At 74.3% G+C, this 21,418-nt stretch carries 15 protein-coding genes and 1 other RNA gene; 7 read left to right on the top strand and 9 right to left on the bottom strand.

Features of this window, described 5'->3' with window-relative positions; translation table 11 throughout:
- Positions 1 to 7: 7 nt before the first annotated feature.
- A complete protein-coding gene (locus DWV08_RS11890; RefSeq protein WP_115413990.1) occupies positions 8 to 1,720 on the bottom strand; it encodes a hypothetical protein in 1,713 nt (570 codons plus the stop codon).
- A 16-nt stretch (positions 1,721 to 1,736) separates the two neighbouring features.
- Positions 1,737 to 2,330: a recombination mediator RecR gene (recR, locus tag DWV08_RS11895; protein ID WP_115413991.1), complete on the bottom strand. Its 594-nt coding sequence runs from the start codon at positions 2,328 to 2,330 to the stop codon at positions 1,737 to 1,739.
- A 196-nt stretch (positions 2,331 to 2,526) separates the two neighbouring features.
- Between recR and DWV08_RS11900 the strand changes: the two genes are divergently transcribed.
- Positions 2,527 to 3,948: a glycoside hydrolase family 125 protein gene (locus tag DWV08_RS11900; RefSeq protein WP_115413992.1), complete on the top strand. Its 1,422-nt coding sequence runs from the start codon at positions 2,527 to 2,529 to the stop codon at positions 3,946 to 3,948.
- A gap of 103 nt (positions 3,949 to 4,051) precedes the next feature.
- On the top strand, positions 4,052 to 4,582 hold the full coding sequence (locus DWV08_RS11905; protein WP_115413993.1) for a GyrI-like domain-containing protein: 531 nt from the start codon (positions 4,052 to 4,054) through the stop codon (positions 4,580 to 4,582).
- A 48-nt stretch (positions 4,583 to 4,630) separates the two neighbouring features.
- On the opposite strand, the gene DWV08_RS11910 is transcribed toward DWV08_RS11905, so the two are convergent.
- A complete protein-coding gene (locus DWV08_RS11910; protein ID WP_115413994.1) occupies positions 4,631 to 7,888 on the bottom strand; it encodes a DNA polymerase III subunit gamma and tau in 3,258 nt (1,085 codons plus the stop codon).
- A gap of 131 nt (positions 7,889 to 8,019) precedes the next feature.
- Between DWV08_RS11910 and DWV08_RS11915 the strand changes: the two genes are divergently transcribed.
- Positions 8,020 to 9,453 (top strand): hypothetical protein, encoded by a 1,434-nt coding sequence (locus DWV08_RS11915; protein ID WP_115413995.1) that lies wholly within the window; start codon positions 8,020 to 8,022, stop codon positions 9,451 to 9,453.
- A 120-nt stretch (positions 9,454 to 9,573) separates the two neighbouring features.
- Here DWV08_RS11915 and DWV08_RS16805 read toward each other — a convergent pair whose 3' ends face one another.
- Positions 9,574 to 10,749, bottom strand: coding sequence for a hypothetical protein (locus DWV08_RS16805; protein ID WP_127097476.1), 1,176 nt, complete (start codon positions 10,747 to 10,749; stop codon positions 9,574 to 9,576).
- A gap of 223 nt (positions 10,750 to 10,972) precedes the next feature.
- Between DWV08_RS16805 and DWV08_RS11935 the strand changes: the two genes are divergently transcribed.
- Together DWV08_RS11935 and DWV08_RS11940 are read left to right on the top strand one after the other, a co-directional pair.
- Entirely contained in the window at positions 10,973 to 12,466 is a 1,494-nt protein-coding gene (locus DWV08_RS11935; RefSeq protein ID WP_115413998.1) for a dicarboxylate/amino acid:cation symporter, read from the top strand.
- A 308-nt stretch (positions 12,467 to 12,774) separates the two neighbouring features.
- Positions 12,775 to 14,115, top strand: a complete 1,341-nt coding sequence (locus DWV08_RS11940; RefSeq protein ID WP_115413999.1) for an MFS transporter — start codon at positions 12,775 to 12,777, stop codon at positions 14,113 to 14,115.
- Between the two features lie 77 nt (positions 14,116 to 14,192).
- Here the strand turns inward: DWV08_RS11940 and DWV08_RS11945 are convergent, their stop codons facing one another.
- Both DWV08_RS11945 and ffs read right to left on the bottom strand, forming a co-directional pair.
- Positions 14,193 to 15,566 carry a TIGR01777 family oxidoreductase gene (locus DWV08_RS11945; protein WP_115414000.1) on the bottom strand — a complete coding sequence of 458 codons (1,374 nt, stop codon included), beginning with the start codon at positions 15,564 to 15,566 and terminating at the stop codon, positions 14,193 to 14,195.
- 234 nt (positions 15,567 to 15,800) lie between these two features.
- An RNA gene (gene ffs / locus DWV08_RS11950) (signal recognition particle sRNA small type) lies at positions 15,801 to 15,897 on the bottom strand.
- Positions 15,898 to 16,148: 251 nt separating this feature from the next.
- Between ffs and DWV08_RS11955 the strand changes: the two genes are divergently transcribed.
- Positions 16,149 to 17,726: an alanine/glycine:cation symporter family protein gene (locus tag DWV08_RS11955; protein WP_115414001.1), complete on the top strand. Its 1,578-nt coding sequence runs from the start codon at positions 16,149 to 16,151 to the stop codon at positions 17,724 to 17,726.
- Between the two features lie 171 nt (positions 17,727 to 17,897).
- Here DWV08_RS11955 and DWV08_RS11960 read toward each other — a convergent pair whose 3' ends face one another.
- Positions 17,898 to 18,902, bottom strand: coding sequence for an aldo/keto reductase family protein (locus tag DWV08_RS11960; protein ID WP_115414002.1), 1,005 nt, complete (start codon positions 18,900 to 18,902; stop codon positions 17,898 to 17,900).
- A 290-nt stretch (positions 18,903 to 19,192) separates the two neighbouring features.
- On the opposite strand from DWV08_RS11960, the gene DWV08_RS11965 reads away from it, so the two are divergent.
- Positions 19,193 to 19,576 carry a DUF779 domain-containing protein gene (locus DWV08_RS11965; RefSeq protein ID WP_115414003.1) on the top strand — a complete coding sequence of 128 codons (384 nt, stop codon included), beginning with the start codon at positions 19,193 to 19,195 and terminating at the stop codon, positions 19,574 to 19,576.
- A gap of 4 nt (positions 19,577 to 19,580) precedes the next feature.
- On the opposite strand, the gene DWV08_RS11970 is transcribed toward DWV08_RS11965, so the two are convergent.
- The gene (locus DWV08_RS11970; RefSeq protein ID WP_115414004.1) at positions 19,581 to 20,258 is read right to left on the bottom strand and encodes a hypothetical protein; all 678 of its coding nucleotides are present in this window, start codon (positions 20,256 to 20,258) and stop codon (positions 19,581 to 19,583) included.
- A gap of 464 nt (positions 20,259 to 20,722) precedes the next feature.
- The gene (locus DWV08_RS11975; RefSeq protein WP_115414005.1) at positions 20,723 to 21,400 is read right to left on the bottom strand and encodes a MerR family transcriptional regulator; all 678 of its coding nucleotides are present in this window, start codon (positions 21,398 to 21,400) and stop codon (positions 20,723 to 20,725) included.
- Positions 21,401 to 21,418: the final 18 nt, after the last annotated feature.

The following is a 21,418-nucleotide window of genomic DNA, read 5'->3' on the forward strand; positions in this document are numbered from 1 at the left end:
CGGGGCGCTACGGCTCGCGCAGACCGGTGACGGAGCCGGGGATCTCGTGCCCGGAGCCCTGCCCGGCCCCGTCGGGCGCGGCCGCGTCCCGCCCTCCGCCGGTGAAGGGGGAGCCCTCCCCGCCGAAGTCGGGCAGCAGGCCGCGGGCGAGGTCCGCCTCCCGGACGGCGGTGTCGGACGCCCCGGGGGCGTTCTCGTCCACCCACAGACGCTCCCCGGAGGCGTCGAGGCCGGCGAGCGCCGGGCCGTGCTCACCTCCGGCCGCCAGCAGCCGGGCGCGCTGCGCGGCGCGCACGGCGGGGTCGCGGCCCCGGTCGGTGCGGGTGCCGATGTCCGGCGCGATCAGGGCGTAGGGCACCTCGCGTCGCATGTAGTCGCCGGCGGGGCCGTAGAGCACGTCCCGCAGCCCGGTGCGCATGGCGGAGGCGGCGGCCGCGCCCACCAGCGGGGCGAGCACCAGTATGCCGAGCACGAGCCACACCCACGCCAGCGGCGTCCCCACCTGCAGCAGCGGCACCAGCACCGCCAGCAGCACGCATCCCAGCAGCACCCACACGGCGCTGAGCCAGCCGGTCAGGCCCACCACCCGCGCCTCCCACGGGTTCACGCGGGCGCGGTGGCTCCACTCGCGGTAAGTGCGCTGGTCGAGCACCTCGCCGCGCTGCGAGGCGGCCAGGCGCACCGCGAGGGCAGGGGTCAGCGCGAGGGCGAGCAGCACGCAGCCCGCCACCGGGGCGGCCAGCAGCAGCTGCCCGGCGTGAAGCGGGGACTCCACCCCGGTGAGCTCGTTCATGCCGAAGCGGGTGATGACGGTGACCAGGTCGGCGATCCCGAACACCAGCCAGCCCAGCCCCGCCAGCGCCGGCACCACCCAGCGGAGGCTCGCCCGGGCCAGCAGGGCGAGCGCGGTGGCGGCGCCGCGCGGGCTCAGCGCCCCGCCCTCCGCGGCGGTGCCGGGGTTCGGCGGGAGGTGGCGGCGGTCCTGGGCGAGCACCTGCTTCGCGGCGGCGCGGCGCTGGTCCGGGTCGGTGCCGATCCGGGCGGTGGTGTGCAGCGTCTGCGCGTCGGTGAGGCCCAGCAGCGGTGCGGCCGGGACGGTGCGGCGCACCAGCAGCCAGGCCCCCTGCAGGACCAGCAGCGCCAGGCACCAGGAGGACAGCGGCCCGGGGCCCAGGCCGGACCAGGGCTGCGAGAGCGGCAGCAGCACGCTCAGCGGCGTCACCAGCACCACCACCGCCGGCAGGGCCATCAGCGTCGCGGTGGACACCGTCGAGACCGCGCGCTGGAACCCCTCCTCGCTGAGGTGGCGGCGGGGCCGCAGCCGGATCAGCAGGGCGGGGGCGAGCAGCCCCAGCGCCAGGCTCACCACCGTCGCGCCGAGCGGGAGCAGTGCGAAGGCGGCGCCCAGCCCGCCCGAGGTGAAGCCCAGCCCCAGCATCGCCGCCCGCAGGAGCGAGGGCTCGGCGAGGGAGGCCAGCAGGGACAGGAACCAGAACGTGGGCGAGGCGCCGGTGACGTACAGGAGCAGCAGCACGTACCACAGGCCCAGCAGCACCAGGCCCGGCGCCCAGGAGCGGCGCAGCAGCCGCCTGCGCAGCGCGGCGGTGGACTCGGCGAGGATCTCCTCCGGCGGGACCAGGTTCGCGGGCTCCTCGGCGAGGCGCGGCGGGGGCGGCAGGTCCGTCAGCGGCGGCAGCGCGCGGCTGTGCGGGGAGGTCATCGGCGGTCCCGCCCGGTCACACGGAGCGCCGGCCCAGGAAGGCGCGCCCCAGGGTCATCTCGTCGGCGTAGTCGAGGTCGCCGCCCACCGGCAGGCCGGAGGCGAGGCGCGTGACGGTGAGCTCCATCGAGCCCAGCAGGCGGGTGAGGTAGGCGGCGGTGGCCTCGCCCTCGATGTTCGGATCCAGCGCCAGGATCACCTCCTGCGTCTCCCCGGAGCCGAGCCGGCTCATCAGCTGGGTGATGCGCAGATCGTTCGGGCCCACCCCGCCGATCGGGTCGATCGCGCCGCCGAGAACGTGGTAGCGACCCTTGAACTCGCGGATCTTCTCGATCGCGACGATGTCCTTGGACTCCTCGACCACGCAGATCACCTCGTCGGTGCGGCGGGTGTCGGTGCAGATGCGGCACTTCTCCTCGGCGGAGACGTTCCCGCAGATCTCGCAAAAGCGCACCGTGTCCTTGACCTGGATGAGCACCTCGGCGAGACGACGCACGGACTCCTCCTCGGCGTCCAGCAGATGGAATGCGATCCGCTGCGCCGATTTGGGGCCGATGCCCGGCAGCCTGCCGAGCTCGTCGATGAGGTCCTGGACGATGCCTTCGTACACGCTCCCACTGTATGTGTCCGGGCTGACCGGCACCGCGTCGGCGCGCTCCGCTGTGAGCGATGCGGCCGACGGCGCCCGGCGCCGGGGCGGCCGACGGCCCGCGGTCGCCTCCACCCCGGGCCCCCATGCCCCGCTACAGTGACGCGGACCTGCCGCCGCCGTCCGGCGCGGCCGACCCGCCTCGACGAGGAGACCCGTGGCCTCCCTGCCTCCCGCCCTGCTCGACACCGTGCACGACCGTGTGCTCACCGGCCTCGACGACCTGCTCGGCACCGACCGGGCGCTCGGAGAGGAGATCGCCTCCCGGGTGGTCGCCTACCTGCGCAACACCGCCGAGACCACGGTGAGCGTGGAGGAGGACGGCACCACCTTCGTGATCACCGGGGACATCCCGGCGATGTGGCTGCGGGACTCCGCCGCCCAGCTCACGCCGCTGCTGCGCCTGGTGGCCGGCGGGATCGGCGCCGAGGAGGACCGCGCCGTGCTGGTCTCGCTGCTGGCGGGGCTGCTGCGCCGCCAGTGGACGTACCTCGAGATCGACCCCTACGCCAACGCGTTCAACCGCCTGCCGGACTCCTCCCACTGGGACGAGGACGTCACCGAGTTCGACAACCCCTGGGCGTGGGAGCGGAAGTTCGAGCTGGACTCCCTCTCCTACGGCCCGGACCTCGCCTGGCGGCTGTGGCGCGCCACCGGGGACACCTCCTGGGCGGATGAGCGCTTCCTGCCCGCGGCCCGCGCGATCCTCGCCACCGTCGCGGCCGAGCAGGACCACGAGCAGCGCTCCGCCTACCGCTTCCAGCGCGCCGGCGTGCCCGCCCAGGACACCCTGGCCCGGGAGGGCCGCGGCGCGCTGACCGCGCCGAACGGCCTGGTGTGGGCGGGATTCCGCCCCTCCGACGATGCCTGCGAGCTGGGGTACAACATCCCCGGCAACCACTTCCTCGCCCTCGCCCTGGAGCGGCTCGGGCAGCTGCTCGAGGAGGTCGCCCAGGCCCCGGAGGAGGCGGCCGAGGCGCGGCAGCGGGCCGGCGAGATCCGTGCCGCCCTCGCGGAGCACGGCACGATCGAGGGGCCGCAGGGCGAGCGGGTCTGGGCGTACGAGATCGACGGCCGCGGCGCGCACCGGTTCCTCGACGACGCGAACGTGCCGAGCCTGCTGGCGCTGCCCTACCTGGGCTGCATGGACGAGTCGAACCCCACCTACCTCGCCACCCGTGCCGCGGTGCTCTCGCGCGCGAACCCGTACTACTACGCGGGCCTGTTCCTGGAGGGCGTGGGCTCCCCGCACACCCCGAAGGACCACGTGTGGCCGATCGCGAAGGCCGTCGAGGGGCTCACCACGGCGGACAGGGCGGAGAAGCTCCGCCTGCTGCAGCAGATGATCCGCACCGACGGCGGCACCGGGATGATGCACGAGGGCGTGCACGTGGACGACCCGACGATCTTCACCCGGGAGTGGTTCTCCTGGTCGAACTCGATGTTCTGCGAGCTCGCGCTGGACCTCGCGGGCGTGGACCGCGACGCGCCGTCCGAGGCCCGCGGGGACGCCGACGGAACCGGAGCAGGGGCCGACGCGGCCGGGGAGAGCGAGGCCGACGGGGACCTGCGCGCCTGAGCGCCCGCATCTCCTGGCGGGCGGCGCGCTCGCGGGGTAGGTTCGGGGCGGGTCGTCGATGTGTCCCGCGGCCCGTCCCCGCTCACGGACAGGACCTGCACCGATGTCGACGATGCCCCCGCCCTACGACACCGCCGAGCCGCTCTCCGGATGTCGGGTGACCGAGGCCCCGGAGGTCCTCACCGCGGTGGTCTCCCAGCAGGACTACCCGATGCATGCGATGCCCGCGCTGATGGACGGCACTTTCTCGCACCTGGCCGCGGCGCTCGCGGAGGTGGGCGTGCACCCGATCGGCCCGGCCTTCGCCCTCCACCATCGGGCGCCGGTCTCCACCGCCGATCTCGAGGTGGGCTTCCCCGTGGACGCCCCGCTCACGCAGACCCTCACATTGCCCAGCGGCTACGAGGTGACGGGGTCGCGGATCCCGGCGGGGCGCGTGGGCTGGACCTCCCACCTCGGCGGGTACGGCGGCCTGGCGGAGGCATGGGGCGCGTTCACCGCCGCGCTCGGGGAGGCCGGGGAGCAGATGGCGCACCCGTTCTGGGAGTTCTACGTGACCGCGCCGACGCCGGAGACGGACCCGGCCACCCTGCGCACGGACCTGTTCAGCCTGCTCGAGCCGCGCGAGGGCTGAACGAGCTGCGCGAGAGCTGAGGCCGCGTCGGCGCTCGCGGGGCGCGCGTCAGCGCACCGCGTTCTCGTCGATGATCTCGAGGACCTTCCCGCCCAGGAGCTTCTCGACCACCTCGCGGCCGTTGCGGGTGGAGACCACCGCGTCCTCGTCGTCCCGCGTGGCGCCGCCGGTGGGGTCCACCTCGACCTCCGGAGACGCGGAGGCGGCACCGCGCCCGGCACGGGCGCGCTGGGACGCGGAGAGCGAGGCCTGCGCCGCCTCCCGCGCCAGTGCGGCCCCGCTGCGGGGCGCGGACGGGGCGGGGGCCGCGGCAGGCGCCTGGGGGGAGGCCTGCCCGGTGGGGGCGGGGGCGCGGTCCGGGCCCGGGGCGGCGGCGCCGGAGCTCCAGCTCGTGCTCGGCGCGACGGCGGGGGCCGCGGAGGTCTCCCACGCCGCGGACGGTGCGGCTCCCGACGCGGCCGCATCGGGCGCGTCCTCGGCCGCGGGGCTGCTCGGTGCGGGGCGGGAGCGGATCACGCGGCCCTCGGCGAGGGCGCGCCGGAGCGCCGCCTGGCCGAAGGTGCGCGGCTCCTCCGGCGGGAGCGAGTCCCGGCCCTCGTCCTCGACCTCCGGCACCTCGCCGCCAGGGGCCTGCGACGCCGAGTGCGGCTGGGGGCGCGGCTCCGGCTGTCCCTGCGGCTGCGGCTCCGGCCTGCCGGGTTGCTGCCCCTGGGCCTGCGGCTGCCCCTGGGCCTGCGGCTGCCCCTGGGGTTGGGGCTGGGCCTGCGGCTGCTCCTGTGGCGCGGGCGCCCATCCTCCGCCGGGCGCGGAGGGCGGCGGAGCGGAGTAGTCCTCGTCGCGGGGGTCCGGCGGGTAGGGGTCGTCGGGCTCGGGAGCGAAGTCCTCCACCCTGTCCGGCACCGCGGCGGAGGGCCCGGACTGCGCGGCCCGGGCGGCGGCGCGCAGGGCGCGCTCCGAGGCACGCTGACCGGCCGAGACGGGCTCCGGCGCCGCCGCATCGGCCGGGGCGGGCGGCGCCAAGGCGGCGCCGGCGGCAGACGCACCCGCGGCGGACGAGGCGGGGGCGGCCGCGGACCATGCCGTCGGCGCGGGGGCGGACGGCGCAGCGGCGGCCGGCGCCGCAGCGGTCGGTGCGCCGTCCCGCGGAGTCATCGCTCCCGCCGCCGCGCCCCAGGGCGCGTTCCCGCCCCCGGACGGGGCACCCGCCGGCGCTCCGGACCCGCGCGGCGCCGGGCCGTCGCCAGCGCCACCGGTGTGGCGGGGCGGAGCACCGCCGGACCCACCGGTGGGAGCGTCACCCGGGCCACCGGACGGACCGCCGCCGGGCCCACCGATGGGGGCTCCTCCCGCGCCGCTGGGCCCGCCGGAGGGAGCACCGCCCGGTCCGCCGGCGTGGCCGCCTCCGCCGCCGGGGCCGGGGTCCTCCCCCACCACGGCCTCGACCGTGATCTCGGTGTGCATGATGCGCCGCACGGCGTCGGCGAGGTTCTCCGCGGCGGTGCCGCGGTGGAAGGCGCTGACCAGTCCGTCGGTGCGGAAGCCGAGCACCAGGGTGCTGCCGCGGGTGGCGTGCACGTGGCCGTTCTGCGAGATCAGCGCCCAGCTGGGCCGGCGGATCTGCTGCAGCTCGTCGAGGATCGCGGACCAGTGGCCGCGCACGGCGTCGGCGTCGAGGCCGCCCGCCGGATCGGGCTGCGCAGGCGGCGCGGACTCCTGCGGCGCCCCCGGACCGGCCTGCGCCTGCGGCGCGGCCTCGGGCGGTGCCTGCGGCGCCGGGACCGACGGGGCGGCCTCCTGCGACGGGGCCGATGACGCGGACTCCTGCGCCGGGCCGGACGGCGCGGCGCTCCCCCACGGTGCCGATTCGCGCGTCTGCTGCGCCGGAGGGGCCGCGGCCTCGGCCGCCGCCTGGCGCGGCGCCTCGGGAGCGGCCGGGGCGGGCTTGCTCGGCGCCGGGGCACCCTGTGCGGGGGCGGCGCCGCCGGGAGCGCGGCCGCCGCGGGCCTGCCGGGCGGCCTCCACCTTCTCCTGCGCGATGCGTCGCGCCTCCTCCCGGCCTCCGGACGGCGCCTGCGCGGCGCCCGGCGCGGTCTCGGCGCGCCCGCCCCGCCCCGTCTGCGCACCGGGGCTCTCCGCGCCGGCGGAGCCGCCGCCGGGCGCCGCGCCGCCCGGGGCGCCCGCCTCCCCGGCGGCGAGCGCGGCCCGCTCGTGGCGCAGCACCAGGCGGGCGGCGAGCAGCTCGAGGTGCAGGCGCGGCGAGGTGGCGCCGCTCATCGTCGAGAGGGTCTCGTGGACCAGGTCCCCGCACTGGGAGAGGTCGGCGGGGGCGAGCATCGCGGCCTGGCCGCGCATGCTCTCGAGCTCGTCGGCCGGGACCTGGGGCAGCAGGTCAGCGCCCTTGTCCGGCACGGCGGCGAGGACGATCAGGTCACGCAGCCGCTCCAGGAGGTCCTCGACGAAGCGGCGCGGCTCGTGCCCGGTGGCCAGGACATGCTCCACCGCCGCATACAGCGCGGCCGCGTCCCGCTGTGCGATCGCGGTGATCGCGCTGTCCAGCAGGGACGTGTCGGTGAAGCCCAGCAGCGCGATCGCGGTGGGGAAGTCGAGGCCGTCCTCCCCGGCGCCGGCCATCAGCTGGTCCAGCACCGACATGGAGTCGCGGGCGGAGCCGCCGCCGGCCCGCACCACCAGCGGCATCACGCCCTCGCCCACCTGCACGCCCTCCGCGTCGCAGACCTCGTCGAGGTACGGGCCCAGCACCTGCGGCGGGATCAGCCGGAAGGGGTAGTGGTGGGTGCGGGAGCGGATGGTGCCGATCACCTTGTCCGGCTCGGTGGTGGCGAAGACGAACTTCACGTGCTCCGGCGGCTCCTCCACCAGCTTCAGCAGGGCGTTGAAGCCCGCGGAGGTGACCATGTGGGCCTCGTCGATGATGAAAACCTTGTAGCGGTCCCGCACCGGGGCGAAGGAGGCGCGCTCGCGCAGCTCGCGGGCATCGTCCACACCGCCATGGCTGGCGGCGTCGATCTCGACCACGTCGAGGCTGCCGGAGCCGCCGCGGGCCAGGTCGCGGCAGGAGTCGCAGGTGCCGCAGGGGGTGTCGGTGGGACCCTCGGCGCAGTTCAGGCAACGGGCGAGGATGCGGGCCGAGGTGGTCTTGCCGCAGCCGCGCGGGCCCGAGAAGAGGTACGCGTGCCCCACCCGGCCGGCGCGCAGGGCACGCCGCAGCGGCGTGGTGACGTGGTCCTGGCCGATCACCTCGGCGAAGGACTCAGGGCGGTAACGACGGTACAGAGCGGTGGCCACCCCGACAGGCTAGTCGAGGCCGCCCACGCTCCTCACCCGTCGGGGGACGGGCGAGCGGTGGGGAGGGAGGGCCCGGGCAACGATCGCGCAGTGGCGGCATCTGGCAACGTCTGCCATGCCATGCTGTGCGCATGCCCTCCACCGCGCACCGTGCTCGTCGGCCGCTCGGCGTCGTGCTGATCGGCCCGGCACTGATGGTCCTCGTGCCGCTGGGCACCTTCGCAGTGGGGGTCTCCACCTCCTCCCGGAGCGCCGCCCCCTTCGTCGCTATCGCGGTGCTGCATCTGCTGATGCTCACGGCCGCGGCCTGGCTCACGGTGCGGGCGCTGCGTGAGACGGAGAGGTGGCGCCCCGTCGATCTGGCCGGGCCGATGAGTCTCGCGATCGGTGCTGGCGCTTCTCTGTTCCTGACCTCCGCGCTCGCCCGAGCGATTGGCATTCAGGGCACTGCGGTGCCTCGCCTGCGAAACGGCATCCCGGAGCCGGCGGACTTTCCCTTCGTGGCCGCCGTCGGACTCGCGTGCGCGGTGCTCCTGGGCGCGGCTCTGTCCGCTGTCGTTCCACCGATGCGCGAAGTCCTGGTCCTCCTGCGGAGGTGCCTGGCCCGCTGGAGGTCCGGGCAGGAGGCCGCGGCATCCGAGGGTGACGCGCGTAGCGCGGCAGGCACCGAGGCACGGAGCCCGGACCACGATTCCGATCTCGCGCCGGCACCCGTGCGCTATGCGACCTCCGAGAGAGACGGCATACTCGCGCGGCTCCTCTCCCCTCTCACACGGGTGCTGATAGTCCTGGCTGGGCTCACGTCCCTGGGCTGCCTGGTGGTGTTCTCGCTGACCGCGCAGGATCCGCGCACCGCCGAGCTGCTCACCATCGGTGTCACGCTCCTCCCCGCACTGCCGATGGTGTGGGCGGTGCTGGAGTCGCTGTGGCGACTGGACGAGAGCCTCGGGACGATCATGGCGGCGCTGTGGCGCACGATGACCGGTCCCTTCGTGATCGCCCCGCTCCTCGTGGCCCCGATGTTGCTCGTGGGTGCGCTGCCGCCGGTGCGTCAGGGATTCTCCGCGCAGCACATGGCCACTATCGGTGATGGGGGCCTGGTCGCCGCCGACGCCTCCGTGTTCAGCTTTCTGGGCGCCGGCGCTGCGATCGCGCTGGCCGCCGGCGTGGGGGGCGGTCTGGCGGTGAGCGTGGCCGTGGTGATCCCCGTCGTCGCGCTCCTGCGTCCGCTGCAGATGGTGGCCGAGAACGAGATGAGCATGGACATCGTCCATCGCCGACGCAACGTCGCCGCGGTGCGGGCGATGGCCGCGACGATCGTGATGATCTTCGTGTTCTCGACCCTGATGGCCCTGTATCAGAACGGCCAGGCGCCGGGCTGGGCGGCCCTGCTGTCGCTTCTCGTGCTGGCAGGGCTGGTCGTCGCGGTGTTCTTCCTGCAGAGGGTGGATCACGAGGCGCGAGCGCGCTCCGGGACCTCGGCACGGGTGGGGAATCCCGCCGACCCACGACCCCCGCGCCTCCGTCCAGGAGGAGACGACGACGGGCCCAGTGACCACCGCTGAGCGCACGCAGGCCGGGGAGTTCGCCTGGCTGCTCGGGCGCGGTGCCCCGCAGGACGCGGACCGGCGCGGCATCTACGGTCCGGGCAGCGGCTGGGCCACCCTCGCCGACCCGGAGGGCACTCAGTTCTGCGTGCTGCTCTCCCCGGCCGAGCGGGCCGAGTTCCTCGCCGCGCACGGGGACGCCTCCGCGGCCTCGCCCTCCTCGCCGGATCCGTCCGCCGCCACCGGCTGAACCGCCTCCTCGGGCACGGCGGCGCCGCCGGCCTCCTCCTGCGCATCGGCGGCCCCGCGGGACTGCGCCCCCTCCGTCCGCGCGCCCTCCGTCCGCACGCCCGCGGGGCGTTCGGCCCGGGCACTCGCGGGCCGTTCGGCGCGGGCACTCGCGGCGAGCTCCCGACGGCGATGGGCGATCCCCGAGTAGGTCGCCGCGAACACGGCCACCACCACGAGCACCGGCACCAGCACGTCGATCACCCAACCCGGCACGTCGACGGGCAGGGTGATCTCCGGCAGCAGGCCGAGCAGCCACCGGACCGCGTCCCTGAGCGGTGACAGCAGCGTGTCGATCACCTCGCGCACCGGCCGCGTCACCTCGGCGATCCACTCCCGCGCCGGTGCGGTGGCCCGCGAGATCTCCTCGACGACAGGCCGGATCCGCGCCTCGATCCACGCCTCCACCGGGTCCAGCAGTCCGCTGAACAGGGCTCCGAACCCCAGCAGCGGGATCAGGAACTTCGCCCCCTTCGCCGCCGCGGCCAGCAGCGCGAAGCGGACGGGATGCGCCGCGCGGGTCGCATCGCGCACGGCCGACGGCGAGCCCTCCGACGGGACCAGGTGCGTGGTGCGGAAGCCGTGGCGGATCTCCACCTCCCCGGCGCCGCCGAATCCGGTGGTGCGGATCGTGATCCTCTCGGAGTCGACGTGCTCGGCGTCCGGCCGGGGGCGGCGCACCGTGCAGTCCGCGCCGGTGAAGTGCTCGGCCACCCGGAAGCGCAGGTCGTCCTCGCCGGGCGCGGGCGCCCCCGTCGGCCCCGGCGCCCCGTTTTGCCCGTCGTCCCCCGGCGCCTCGCGCTCTCGTGCCTCGAGCGCCTTCTGCTCGGCCTTCGGAGCGTGCTCCACCCCGTCGACGACCACCGTGAAGGAGGTGTCGAGGAGGCGATGGCGCACCCGGACCAGGTAGTCGTGATCCCCCGCGACGCCGTGGTACTCGACGTCCGCCGCGAACCGGCCGGGCTCACGCACGCCGAAGGCGTCGGGGTCCGGCTCCCCATCCCGCTCCTCGACGCTCTCCTGCATGCCTCCATCGTGCCCGGACGGCGAGCGGTGCACATCCTCCGGACGGACGGCGTCGCCCGGCGGCCGGGCCCCGGGGACGACCGACTCTCGTCGGGGACGGACCGAAGGTGCACGCCACCCCAAAGCTCGTCCCCGCACCCCGCCCCGCCCTCAAAGTTCACCTAATGTGACCCCATAGCGCTCTAGTTGAAAGCGGGACGAGAGGCGCGTAACGTCTCGCATCGTGAGCACTTCGACATCCCCCACCTCCTCCGAGACCCGTCGGCCCAGCCCGCTGACGGCGATCTTCCGCATCCCCTTCGGGTGGCAGGTCCTCATCGGCCTCGCCCTCGGCGTGATCCTCGGCCTCGTCGCCGCCCAGATGGGCCCGGTCTCCCCCACCGACGCGAACCCCGACGGCGACAACTGGCTGACCACCACCCTCAGCACGATCGGCGGCATCTTCGTGACGCTGCTGAAGGCGCTGGTGCCGCCGCTGATCTTCCTCGCGATCGTCACCTCGATCGCGAACCTGCGCAACGTCACCAACGCCGCGCGCCTGGCCTGGAAGACCCTGCTCTGGTTCGGCATCACCGCCCTCATCGCGGTCTCCATCGGCATCGCGCTGGGCGCCCTCACGAGCCCCGGCGAGAACTCCGGCGTGAGCGCGGACGCCGCCGAGGCCTCCTCCACCCAGGGCGGCTGGCTCGACTTCCTCACGGGCCTCGTCCCCTCGAACTTCCTGGGCATCACCGGCAGCGCGAGCGATGACGGCTCCGTCTCCCTGAGCTTCAACGCCCTGCAGATCCTCGTCATCTCCATCGCCGTGGGCATCGCGGTGCTGAAGGTGGGCGAGAAGGCCGAGCCGTTCCTGCGCTTCACCGGCTCCGCCCTGGAGATCGTGCAGAAGCTGCTGTGGTGGGTGATCCGCCTGGCCCCGATCGGCACCGTCGGCCTGCTCGGCAACGCCGTCGCCTCCTACGGCTGGGAGGCCATCGGCCAGCTCGGCGTGTTCGTGGCCGACGTCTACATCGGCATGCTGATCGTGCTGCTGGTGGTCTACCCCGTGCTGCTGCGCGCCAACGGCCTCTCCATCGCCTCGTTCTTCCGCGGCGTCTGGCCGGCGACCTCGCTGGGCTTCGTCTCCCGCTCCTCGCTGGGCACCATGCCGATGACCCAGACGGTCACCGAGCGGATGGGCGTGCCGCGCCACTACGCCTCCTTCTCGGTGCCGCTGGGCGCGACCACCAAGATGGATGGCTGCGCCGCGATCTACCCCGCGCTCGCCGCGATCTTCGTCGCGAACTTCTACGGGGTGCCGCTGGGCGTCACCGACTACCTGCTGATCGTGCTGGTCTCCGTGCTCGGCTCCGCCGCGACCGCCGGCATGACCGGGGCCACCGTGATGCTCACCCTGACCCTGTCCACCCTGGGCCTCCCGCTCGAGGGCGTGGGCCTGCTGCTCGCGATCGACCCGATCCTGGACATGGGCCGCACCGCCCTGAACGTCACCGGCCAGTCGCTGGTGCCCGTGATCGTCGCCAAGCGCGAGAAGATCCTGGACAAGGCCGCCTACGACGCGGTGCGCCGCACCTCCTTCCAGGTCATCCAGGCCGAGGAGCGCGCGGAGGCCGACGCGGCCGCCGTGCAGGACGCCGCCGCGGCGACCGACGACGCAGCGCCCGCGACCGACGGCGACTCCGCCGGAGGGCGCGAGAAGGCCGGCGCCCCCGCCTGACCCCCGCACGCCGCACGCCGACGAGGCCCGCCCCCTGCCCGGGGGCGGGCCTCGTCCGCCTCCACCGGCGCGGGGCCGCGCCGCGCGGAAGCCGGTGCGACGACGGGCATCGGCCGCCACCCGGCGTTCCCCGTCGTGGCCCCGCTGTGAGGTCACCGGCCCCTCAGCGCCGAGCCCTTGGCGACGCCCGGGCCGACCGCTACCGTGGGAGCGTCCTCTCGACCCGGCGCCGGGTCGACCCCGCAGTGCATCTACCTCGGGTCCCCCAGGGGGATCGTCCAAGGCGGCACCACCCGTCCGGAGGATCCATGACCTCATCGCATCCGAGCCCGCACCGCCCCGCCGCGCACCAGCCGCCGAGCACCCCGTCGACCGAGGCGCCGGCCCCCAGCCTGCGCGCCGCCGCCGGGACCGGGTACTTCCCCATCGCCTTCATCGCCCGGTTCCCCTTCGCGATGATGGTGGTGGGCACGCTCACCCTGGTGGTCTCGGCCCGCGAGTCGATCGCCCTGGGCGGCCTGAACTCCGCCGTGCTGGGGCTCGGCTCCGCGCTGGTGGGCCCGCTGCTCGGCGCCGCGGCCGACAGGATCGGCCAGCGCCCCGTGATCCTGGCCTCCGGGATCCTGAACTCGCTGGCCCTGCTGGCGCTGGCCTGGGTGGCGTTCAGCCCGCTGCCCGACCTCGCCGTGCTCGCCGTCGGGTTCGTGATCGGCGCGACCTCGCCGCAGATCGGCCCGTTCTCCCGCAGCCGCCTGGTGCACCTGATCCTCACGCGCCTGCCCGCCCCGCGGCGCGCCCACAGCCTCAACGCGACCATGGGCTACGAATCCGCGGCCGACGAGACCGCCTTCGTGTTCGGCCCGGTGGTGGTGGGGCTGCTGGCCACGACGATGACGCCGGCCGCGCCGATGATCGGTGCGGCCGTCCTCACCCTCGTGTTCGTCACCGCCTTCGCCCTGCATCCCACCGCCCGCGCCTCCGCCCCGACCTCCGAGGAGCCCGTGCGGCAGGCTCCCGCGCGGGAGCTGCGCAGCCTGCGGGTGCTGGTGGTGGTGGCCGGCGCGCTCGGCGTGGGGCTCTTCTTCGGCACCGTGCTCACCTCGCTCACCTCCTTCCTCGCCGACACCGGCCACGGCGACTCCGCCGGTCTGGTGTACGGGGTGATGGGGGTGGGGTCCACGATCCTGGCGCTGTCGATCGGGCTGTTCCCGCAGCGGTTCACGCTCGCGGCGCGGTGGCTGGTGTTCTCCTCGCTGATGCTCGCGGCGATGATCGGCTTCGGGTTCGCGGGCGGGCTCACCGGCGTCGTCTGGGCGATGGCGATCGCGGGCATCGGGATCGGGCCCACGATCGTGACGCTCTACAGCCTCGCCGCGGAGCGCTCCCCGCAGGGCCGCTCCGCCACCGTGATGACCATGCTGGGCTCGGCGACGATCGTCGGCCAGTCCGCGGCCTCGGCCCTCACCGGCGCGGTCGCCGAGCGTGCCGGCTCGCAGGTGGCGATGTGGCTGCCCGTCGGCGCCGCCGCCCTGGTGCTGCTGGCGGCGGTGGTCAACGCCCTGGGCCGACAGCGCGCCCTGCGCCGCGCCGCGCAGGACGTGGAGCGCGACGCGCGCCGGCTCCGGGAACTGCCCACCGAGCACCTCTGAGCGCGCCTGCGAGCGCGGCCGGGACGCGGGCCCGGACCCTCACCGCCACAGCGCAGGCGTGGGGCGGGCGCGGACCCTCACCGCCACAGCAGGTGCTGCAGCGCCGGGGTGAGCTCGGCATGGGCGGGCGCGAATCCGCTCGCCTCGAGACGGGCGGAGGAGACGCGCTGGTCGGTGCGGATCAGCTCGTCGGCGGCGGCGCCGCCCAGCACGGCCCGCGGCCCGAACGGCGGCACCGGCAGCAGGGCGGGCCGGTGCAGCACCGCGCCGAGGGCGCGGGCGAACTCGAGCGCGGTCACCGGCCGCGGGGCGACGGCGTTGACCGGACCGTCGAGGTCGGCGGTGAGCGCGGCGTGGGCGAACACGCGCACCACGTCGTCCAGGGAGATCCAGGAGAGCATCGCCTCCGCGTCGGTGAGACGCCCGCCCATCCCGGCCAGGAACAGCGGCAGCTGCGGCAGCAGGGAGCCGCCCCCATCGCTGAGCGCCAGTCCGGTGCGCACGTGCGCCACCCGCACCCCGGCGCCGCGCGCGGCACGGGTGGAGCCCTCCCAGTCCCGCACCAGGTCCGCGAGGAAGCCCTCGCCGCCGGGATCCTCCTCGGTGAGCAGCTCACCGGGGCGCCGCGGGCCGTACAGCCCGATCGCGGAGGCCTGCACCAGCGCCGTGGGGCCGTCGCGCATCCCCGCGAGGGTGCGGGAGAGCAGCGAGGTGCCGTTCACGCGGGAGTCGCGGATCTCGCGCCGCGCGGAGCGGGTCCAGCGGGTGCCGATCGAGCGACCGGCGAGGTTGACCACCACGTCCACGCCCTCGAGGTCGGCGGGATCCAGCTCGCCGCTGCGCGGGTCCCAGGAGATCTCCCCCTCGCCCACGCTGCTCTCCCTCACCATCCGCCGCACGGTGTGCCCGCCCGTCTCCAGCAGCGCGGCGAGCTGGGTGCCGATCAGCCCGGAGGAGCCGGTGATCGCGACGGTGCGACGCGGGAGGTGGGCGAACGCGTCATGGAAGGCGAGATCGTCGTGCAGCTGCCGGCTGCGGAAGGCCAGCAGGCGGCGCATCCGCGAGGCCGCGGCCGGCTCCAGCCGCTCCAGGCGGCGCGGCATCTCGATCTCGATGCGGTCGTGCACCAGCGTGCCGGAGCCGTCGGCCTCCAGCAGGTGCTCGTGCTGCCAGGTGCGCCACGGGCCGCGCACCTGCTGGTCCACGAAGCGCCCGGCCTGCGGGTCGTGCTCGGCGTGACGGAGGATCCAGTGCGGGCGCAGCAGATCCGGGAGCGCGGGCGGCCCCACCCGGGTGCCGACGAGGCGGCCGGCGCGCATCCCGCCCTCGCCCGGGGCGTCCATCGAGGCCAGCCCCGGCGGGGTGAGGCGCACCAGGGCACCGGGACGGCCGTACCAGGCCTGCACCTCGGGCTGCGGGTGCCCCACCCGGTGCGTGGTCTCGATCCTCATCGTGGCTCCTGCCCTCGGGTGCTGTGCACGGCCACGCTACGCACCCGGCGAGCGGGAGGGAAGTGCCGGGCGGTCAGGGACGCGAGCGTTCTCCCGGGCGCCGCGGCGCCCCGCCGGCGAGCGTCGGCACCTCGTCGGTGCTGGCGCCGGATCGAGGTGCGGCGATCCCTCGGTCGGACCCTGCGGGCGCCCGCACCCCAGGCGTCCGCGCTCCAGGCGTCCGCCGTCCGGGCATGAGACGACCCCTCGTGCACCTGCCAGAGCTCACCTGCCCTTGCTGCCGTCAGGCCCTGGGGGAGTTCAGCAAGATGACACCGCACGAGGGGTCACCACGAGTGTAACGGGTCTGCGCGGCGGAGCCTGCACGGGGCAGGGGCGAGACAGCCCACATGCGGCGCCGACGGTCGACGCGACGAGCGTCCCCTCTGCGAGCCGCTAGGTCACGAGAACGCAACACGCTCCAGAACAGTCCGAACAGTGAGACGTCGTCGGGTAAGTTCTCCCCACACCCTCGGTGACCCACGTCACCGGACTGCGACGCCGCTGTCGCCGTCGCGTCCCCATTCCCCTCAGGAGGCATTCATGACCTTCGCCGACATGATCGACGCCGTCAACGGCGTCGTCTGGGCGCTCCCGCTGGTCGGGCTGTGCCTGCTCGCCGGCCTCTACTTCTCGATCCGCACGAAGTTCGTCCAGGTCTCCGGCCTGCCGGACATGGTCAAGCAGCTGTTCGGCGGCGAGAAGTCCACCGACGGCACGTCGTCGTTCCAGTCGCTGATGATGTCGCTCGCCAACCGCGTGGGCATGGGCAACATCGGCGGTGTCGCCACCGCCATCGCCTTCGGCGGCCCCGGCGCCGTGTTCTGGATGTGGACGGTCGCCTTCCTCGGTGCCGCCACCTCCTTCATCGAGTCCACCCTCGGCCAGATCTACAAGGAGAAGGATCCGGACACCGGCGAGTACCGCGGCGGCCCGGCCTACTACTTCGAGAAGGCCTACAGCCACAAGGCCAAGGCCCTCTCCCTCGTGTACGGCATCCTGTTCGCCGCCGTCACCGTGATGGCGATGAGCTTCTTCCTCCCCGGCGTGCAGGCCAACGGCATGGCCTCCGCGATCAACCTCGCCTGGGGCTTCCCCACCTGGGGCGTCGCGATCCTGCTGGTGATCGCGCTGGCCTTCATCGTGATCGGCGGCGTGAAGCGCATCGCCGCCTTCGCCGCGTTCGTGGTGCCGCCGATGGCGATCCTGTACATCATCGCGGCGCTGGCCGTGTTCTTCGTGAACTTCGACCAGATCCCCCACGTGTTCGGCCAGATCTTCTCCAGCGCCTTCGGCGCCAACGCGGTGTACGGCGCGATCATCGGCCTCGCCATCAAGTGGGGCGTGCAGCGCGGCATCTACTCCAACGAGGCCGGCCAGGGCACCGGCCCCCACCACGCCGCCGCCGCCGAGGTGTCCCACCCGGCCAAGCAGGGCCTCGTGCAGGCGTTCTCGGTGTACATCGACACCCTGTTCGTGTGCACCGCCACCGCGTTCATCATCATCTCGACGGACATGTACTCGGTGTTCGAGAACGAGACGTTCCCCGGCCCGACCCTCTACACCGGCACCATCGGCACCGACGTGGAGCCCGGCCCCGGCTTCGTGCAGAACGGCTTCGACACCCTCGCCCCCGGCATCGGCCTGGGCTCCAGCTTCGTGGCGATCGCGCTGACGTTCTTCGCCTTCACCACGATCGTGGCCTACTACTACATGGCCGAGGTGAACCTCTCCTACCTCACCCGCAAGATCAAGAACGGCGTGGTGCGCCGCGGCCTGCTGCGCCTGCTGCAGGGCCTGCTGCTGGTCTCGGTGGCGTACGGCGCGATCAACACCGCGGGCTCCGCCTGGGGCCTGGGCGACATCGGCGTGGGCTCGATGGCCTGGCTGAACATCGTCGGCATCCTCCTGCTCCAGGTCCCCGCGCTGAAGGCACTGAAGGACTACCGGGCGCAGAAGAAGGCCGGCAAGGATCCGCAGTTCGATCCGCGACCCCTCGGGATCGCGAACGCCGAGTTCTGGGAGCTGCGGGCCGACGGGAAGGTCCGCCAGGGCCAGACCGGCGAGGAGCTCGCCGCCGAGACCGGCGAGAACCCGATCACTCCCCCGCCGCGCTCCTGACAGTCCGCGTCGCGACAGCGACAGCAGGGCCACAGCAGGACCACAGCGGAATGCCCCGCCCCCGAGATCCTCGGGGGCGGGGCATTCCGCTGTGCACGGCGGGCCGTCAGGCCAGGCCGTGTGGCCGGACTCCCGAGCCAGGCGGTCGGGCCGGGCCTCGTGGCCGGACCCTCAGGCCAGGCGGTGCGCCGGGGACTGGGTCTTCGTCGGGTCGGTCTCGGGCAGATCGCCGAGCACCTCGTCGATGCGGGCCTTCACGTCGGCGTCGAGGGTGACCCCGGCGGCCTTGACGTTCTCGGTGACCTGCTCGGGGCGGGAGGCGCCGATGATCGCGCCGGCCACGTTGTCGTTGCTGAGCACCCAGGCGACGGCCAGCTGCGCCGGGGTGAGGCCCAGCTCCTCGGCGATCGGGAGCAGGCCCTGCACGGCGGTGAGCACCTCGTCGTTCAGGAAGCGCTTGATCATGTCCGCGCCGCCCTTCTCGTCCCGGGCGCGGGAGCCCTCGGGCGCCTCGGCCCCGGGCGTGTACTTGCCGGTGAGGATGCCCTGGGCGACCGGGGACCACACTATCTGGGAGATTCCCAGCTCGCGGGAGGTGGGCACCACGCGCTCCTCGATCACGCGCCAGAGCATCGAGTACTGGGGCTGGTTGGAGATCAGCTGGATGCCGAGCTCGCGGGCGAGCTGATGCCCGGCGCGCAGCTGGTCCGCGTTCCACTCGGAGACGCCGATGTACAGGGCCTTGCCGGAGTGGACCACGTCGGCGAACGCCTGCATGGTCTCCTCGAGCGGGGTGGCGTCGTCGTAGCGGTGCGCCTGGTAGAGGTCCACGTAGTCCGTCTGCAGGCGGCGCAGCGAGGCGTCGATCGACTCGCGGATGTGCTTGCGGGACAGGCCGGTGTCGTTGTGCCCCTTGGGGCCGGTGGGGAAGTACACCTTGGTGAGGATCTCGAGCGATTCGCGACGCTCGCCCTTCAGCGCCTCGCCGAGCACCACCTCGGCGGCGGTGTTGGCGTAGGTGTCGGCGGTGTCGAAGGTGGAGATGCCGGAGTCGAGGGCGGCACGCACGCAGGCGCGGGCGCGGTCGTCCTCGACCTGGGAGGCGTGGGTGAGCCAGTTGCCGTAGATGATCTCGCTGATCTTGAGGCCGGAGCGGCCGAGGTGGCGATGTTCCATGCTCTCCACCCGATGCCTGGCGCGCGAGGACTATCCTGGTGGCCCATGTCACACATCCGTCGCCGCGGCCCGGCGGGACCGTCGCCGCCGGGAGCGCACGGGAGGAGACGATCATGACCGACACCTCCACCGCCCCTGCCCCTCGGCCCGGGCGATCCGCCACGCCCGCCCCGCAGCCAGGGCAGCCGCCGGCGGCGCAGCCCGGGCAGCCATCTGCACCGGCACCGCAGCCCGGCCAGCCGCCCGCGCCGCCGCTCCCGGAGCCCACCAGTGCGGACGACGTCCTGGAGATGGAGCCGACCGTCGAGGGCGAGGACTTCTCCCGCGTCGCCTTCACCCGGGCGGCCCTGACGCAGATCCAGCGGCTGATCGACCGCAACGGCCCGCTGATGTTCCACCAGTCCGGCGGCTGCTGCGACGGCTCCTCCCCCATGTGCTTCCCTGCGGGCGACTTCCTCACGGGCGATGCCGACGTGCGCATGGGACACGTCGAGGTGCCGCTGCCCGACGGCTCCACCAGCCCGCTCGACTTCTGGATGAGTCGCGAGCAGTTCGCCTACTGGCGCCACACGCACCTGACCATCGACCTGGTCGACGGCCGCGGCGGCGGCTTCAGCCTCGAATCGCCCGACGGGAAGAGGTTCCTCACCCGCTCGCGCATGCTGGAGGACTGAGCGCTCACGCCGCCGCTTCCGGCGCCTGCCCCACTGCCGCGGGGTTCGACAGGGCCAGGTCCACGTCGCCGTAGAGGAGCTCCAGCGGGTCCCGCCCGGCGTATCGCCCGCGCTGCCGGTGGAGGAACCGCATCGAGTGCATCGTCTCGCACAGGCCCCGCACCCGGCTCTCGGGAGGGAGGCGCAGCGTGCGCAGATCCCTCGAGACCCACCGTGCGGGTCGCATCTGCTGCAGCGCGGGGCCGACGTCCTCCTGCTCGAGCCGCCACAGCAGCGCGAGCATCTCGGTGTCGGTGAGGTCCGGGGCGATCTCCCACAGGGTGCCGAAGGCGTGGGAGACGGGCAGCCCCTCGAGCTCGACGCTGCCGCGCGACCACCCCTGATGCATCACGGTGTGCGCCGCCGCGCGGCGCCGTCGGCCGTTGACGAACCGCAGATGGATCTGCCGTCCCCGTCGCCACCGCATGCGCGACGGCAGCGGGAAGCCCCACAGGATCGCCGCGGTGTCATGGCTGATCACCGCGGTGGGCCACTGCTCGGCGAGCGCCACCCGGCAGATCTCCCGCAGCGTGGCGGGGTGCGCGGTGGGCGTGTGCCATCCCGGCAGCACGGCCGTGAACTCGTCGGAGGCCAGCCGTCGCGGATGGACGCCCTGCGCGATCAGGGCGGAGCGGTGCAACACGGAGCCCGGCGGCGGCGAGAACTGCGGCGGTCGTGATGCGGACCGCGGCGATCGCGATGGAGGCGGTGGAGACATGGCGGCGACGCTACGCGGCACCGAGGGGCTCTGAGTCGCCCGGGCCGCCGGCGGTGGACACCACGCCCCCACTCCCCCTCCCCAGCACTCTGCACAGGCGCGTTCTCCCAGGTGAGGGCTTCCTGCGGGCGCCCTCTCCCCCACACTCTACGCAGGCGCGTTCTCCCAGGTGAGGGCTTCCTGCGGGCGCCCTTGCACGCGTGGCACCTTTTCGTCCACACCCCGGCACGGTGCGCTTCGCGACGACGCACGTCGACCCTCACCTCCGCATGGAACGTTTTCCGACCATCCGTGCAAGTCTCTCGCACCCCTACCTGACCTGCGGTGATGGAAGCCGCCCACAACGCCTCCTGCCGCGCACGCCGCCATCGCCGACCGCGGACGCGCCCTCACGCCCCCTCGGCCGGGCGCTGCCCGGCCCGACCCATGGACACCTCGCGCTGCGCCATCAGCCGCAGTGCGGAGAGCACGGGCTCGACCATCACGGTGCCCACGACCACGCGACGCACCGCCTCGGCCGCCCCAACAGGGACCGCCTCCACATCGACCTCGGCCACCTCCTCCATCGCCCGGGCATAGCGGTGCAGGTCCGCCTCGTCGAGCGCGACCCCAGCCTGCTCGCAGGCCTCCCACGCACGGTCGAGCCGGCCCACCAGGAGGTCCTCGGGGAAGGTGCGCCAGCCGTGCCCCTCGGCCCACTCGCGGGCGCGGGACCCCTCCCCGTCGGCGCACTCCTGGTCGGCGCGCCCCCCGTCCGCGCGCTCCTGGTCTCGTTCGAGGTCTCGTGAGTGCCCACCCAGCAGGGCGTCCTGGGCCGTGGCGAGGACGTCGAGACGCGCTGGCTCCGGCGCGTCGATCACCGCGACGACGCGCTGCACCGCCGCGATGCCCAGCCCGCCCACATCGGTGAGCGCCCGCACCAGCAGGGCCCGCTCGACGTGGGAGTCGTCGTACTCGGCGGCGGTGCGCGAGGTGCGACGGCCCGACGGCATGAGGCCCTCGCGCAGGTAGTACTTCAGGGTCCCGACGGGCAGGCCGGTCCGCGCGGAGAGCTTCGAGATCTTCATGCCGCCCGCTCCCGTTCC

Source organism: Brachybacterium saurashtrense (assembly GCF_003355475.1).
Lineage (GTDB): Bacteria > Actinomycetota > Actinomycetes > Actinomycetales > Dermabacteraceae > Brachybacterium > Brachybacterium saurashtrense.

Excerpts from the sequence above, each read along its gene's own strand:
- DWV08_RS11890 (WP_115413990.1), bottom strand. The coding sequence starts at position 1,720 with ATGACCTCCCCGCACAGCCGCGCGCTGCCGCCGCTGACGGACCTGCCG.
- DWV08_RS11905 (WP_115413993.1), top strand. The coding sequence starts at position 4,052 with ATGTCGACGATGCCCCCGCCCTACGACACCGCCGAGCCGCTCTCCGGA.
- DWV08_RS11915 (WP_115413995.1), top strand. The coding sequence starts at position 8,020 with ATGCCCTCCACCGCGCACCGTGCTCGTCGGCCGCTCGGCGTCGTGCTG.
- DWV08_RS16805 (WP_127097476.1), bottom strand. The coding sequence starts at position 10,749 with ATGCAGGAGAGCGTCGAGGAGCGGGATGGGGAGCCGGACCCCGACGCC.
- DWV08_RS11940 (WP_115413999.1), top strand. The coding sequence starts at position 12,775 with ATGACCTCATCGCATCCGAGCCCGCACCGCCCCGCCGCGCACCAGCCG.
- DWV08_RS11945 (WP_115414000.1), bottom strand. The coding sequence starts at position 15,566 with ATGAGGATCGAGACCACGCACCGGGTGGGGCACCCGCAGCCCGAGGTG.
- DWV08_RS11955 (WP_115414001.1), top strand. The coding sequence starts at position 16,149 with ATGACCTTCGCCGACATGATCGACGCCGTCAACGGCGTCGTCTGGGCG.
- DWV08_RS11960 (WP_115414002.1), bottom strand. The coding sequence starts at position 18,902 with ATGGAACATCGCCACCTCGGCCGCTCCGGCCTCAAGATCAGCGAGATC.
- DWV08_RS11965 (WP_115414003.1), top strand. The coding sequence starts at position 19,193 with ATGGAGCCGACCGTCGAGGGCGAGGACTTCTCCCGCGTCGCCTTCACC.
- DWV08_RS11975 (WP_115414005.1), bottom strand. The coding sequence starts at position 21,400 with ATGAAGATCTCGAAGCTCTCCGCGCGGACCGGCCTGCCCGTCGGGACC.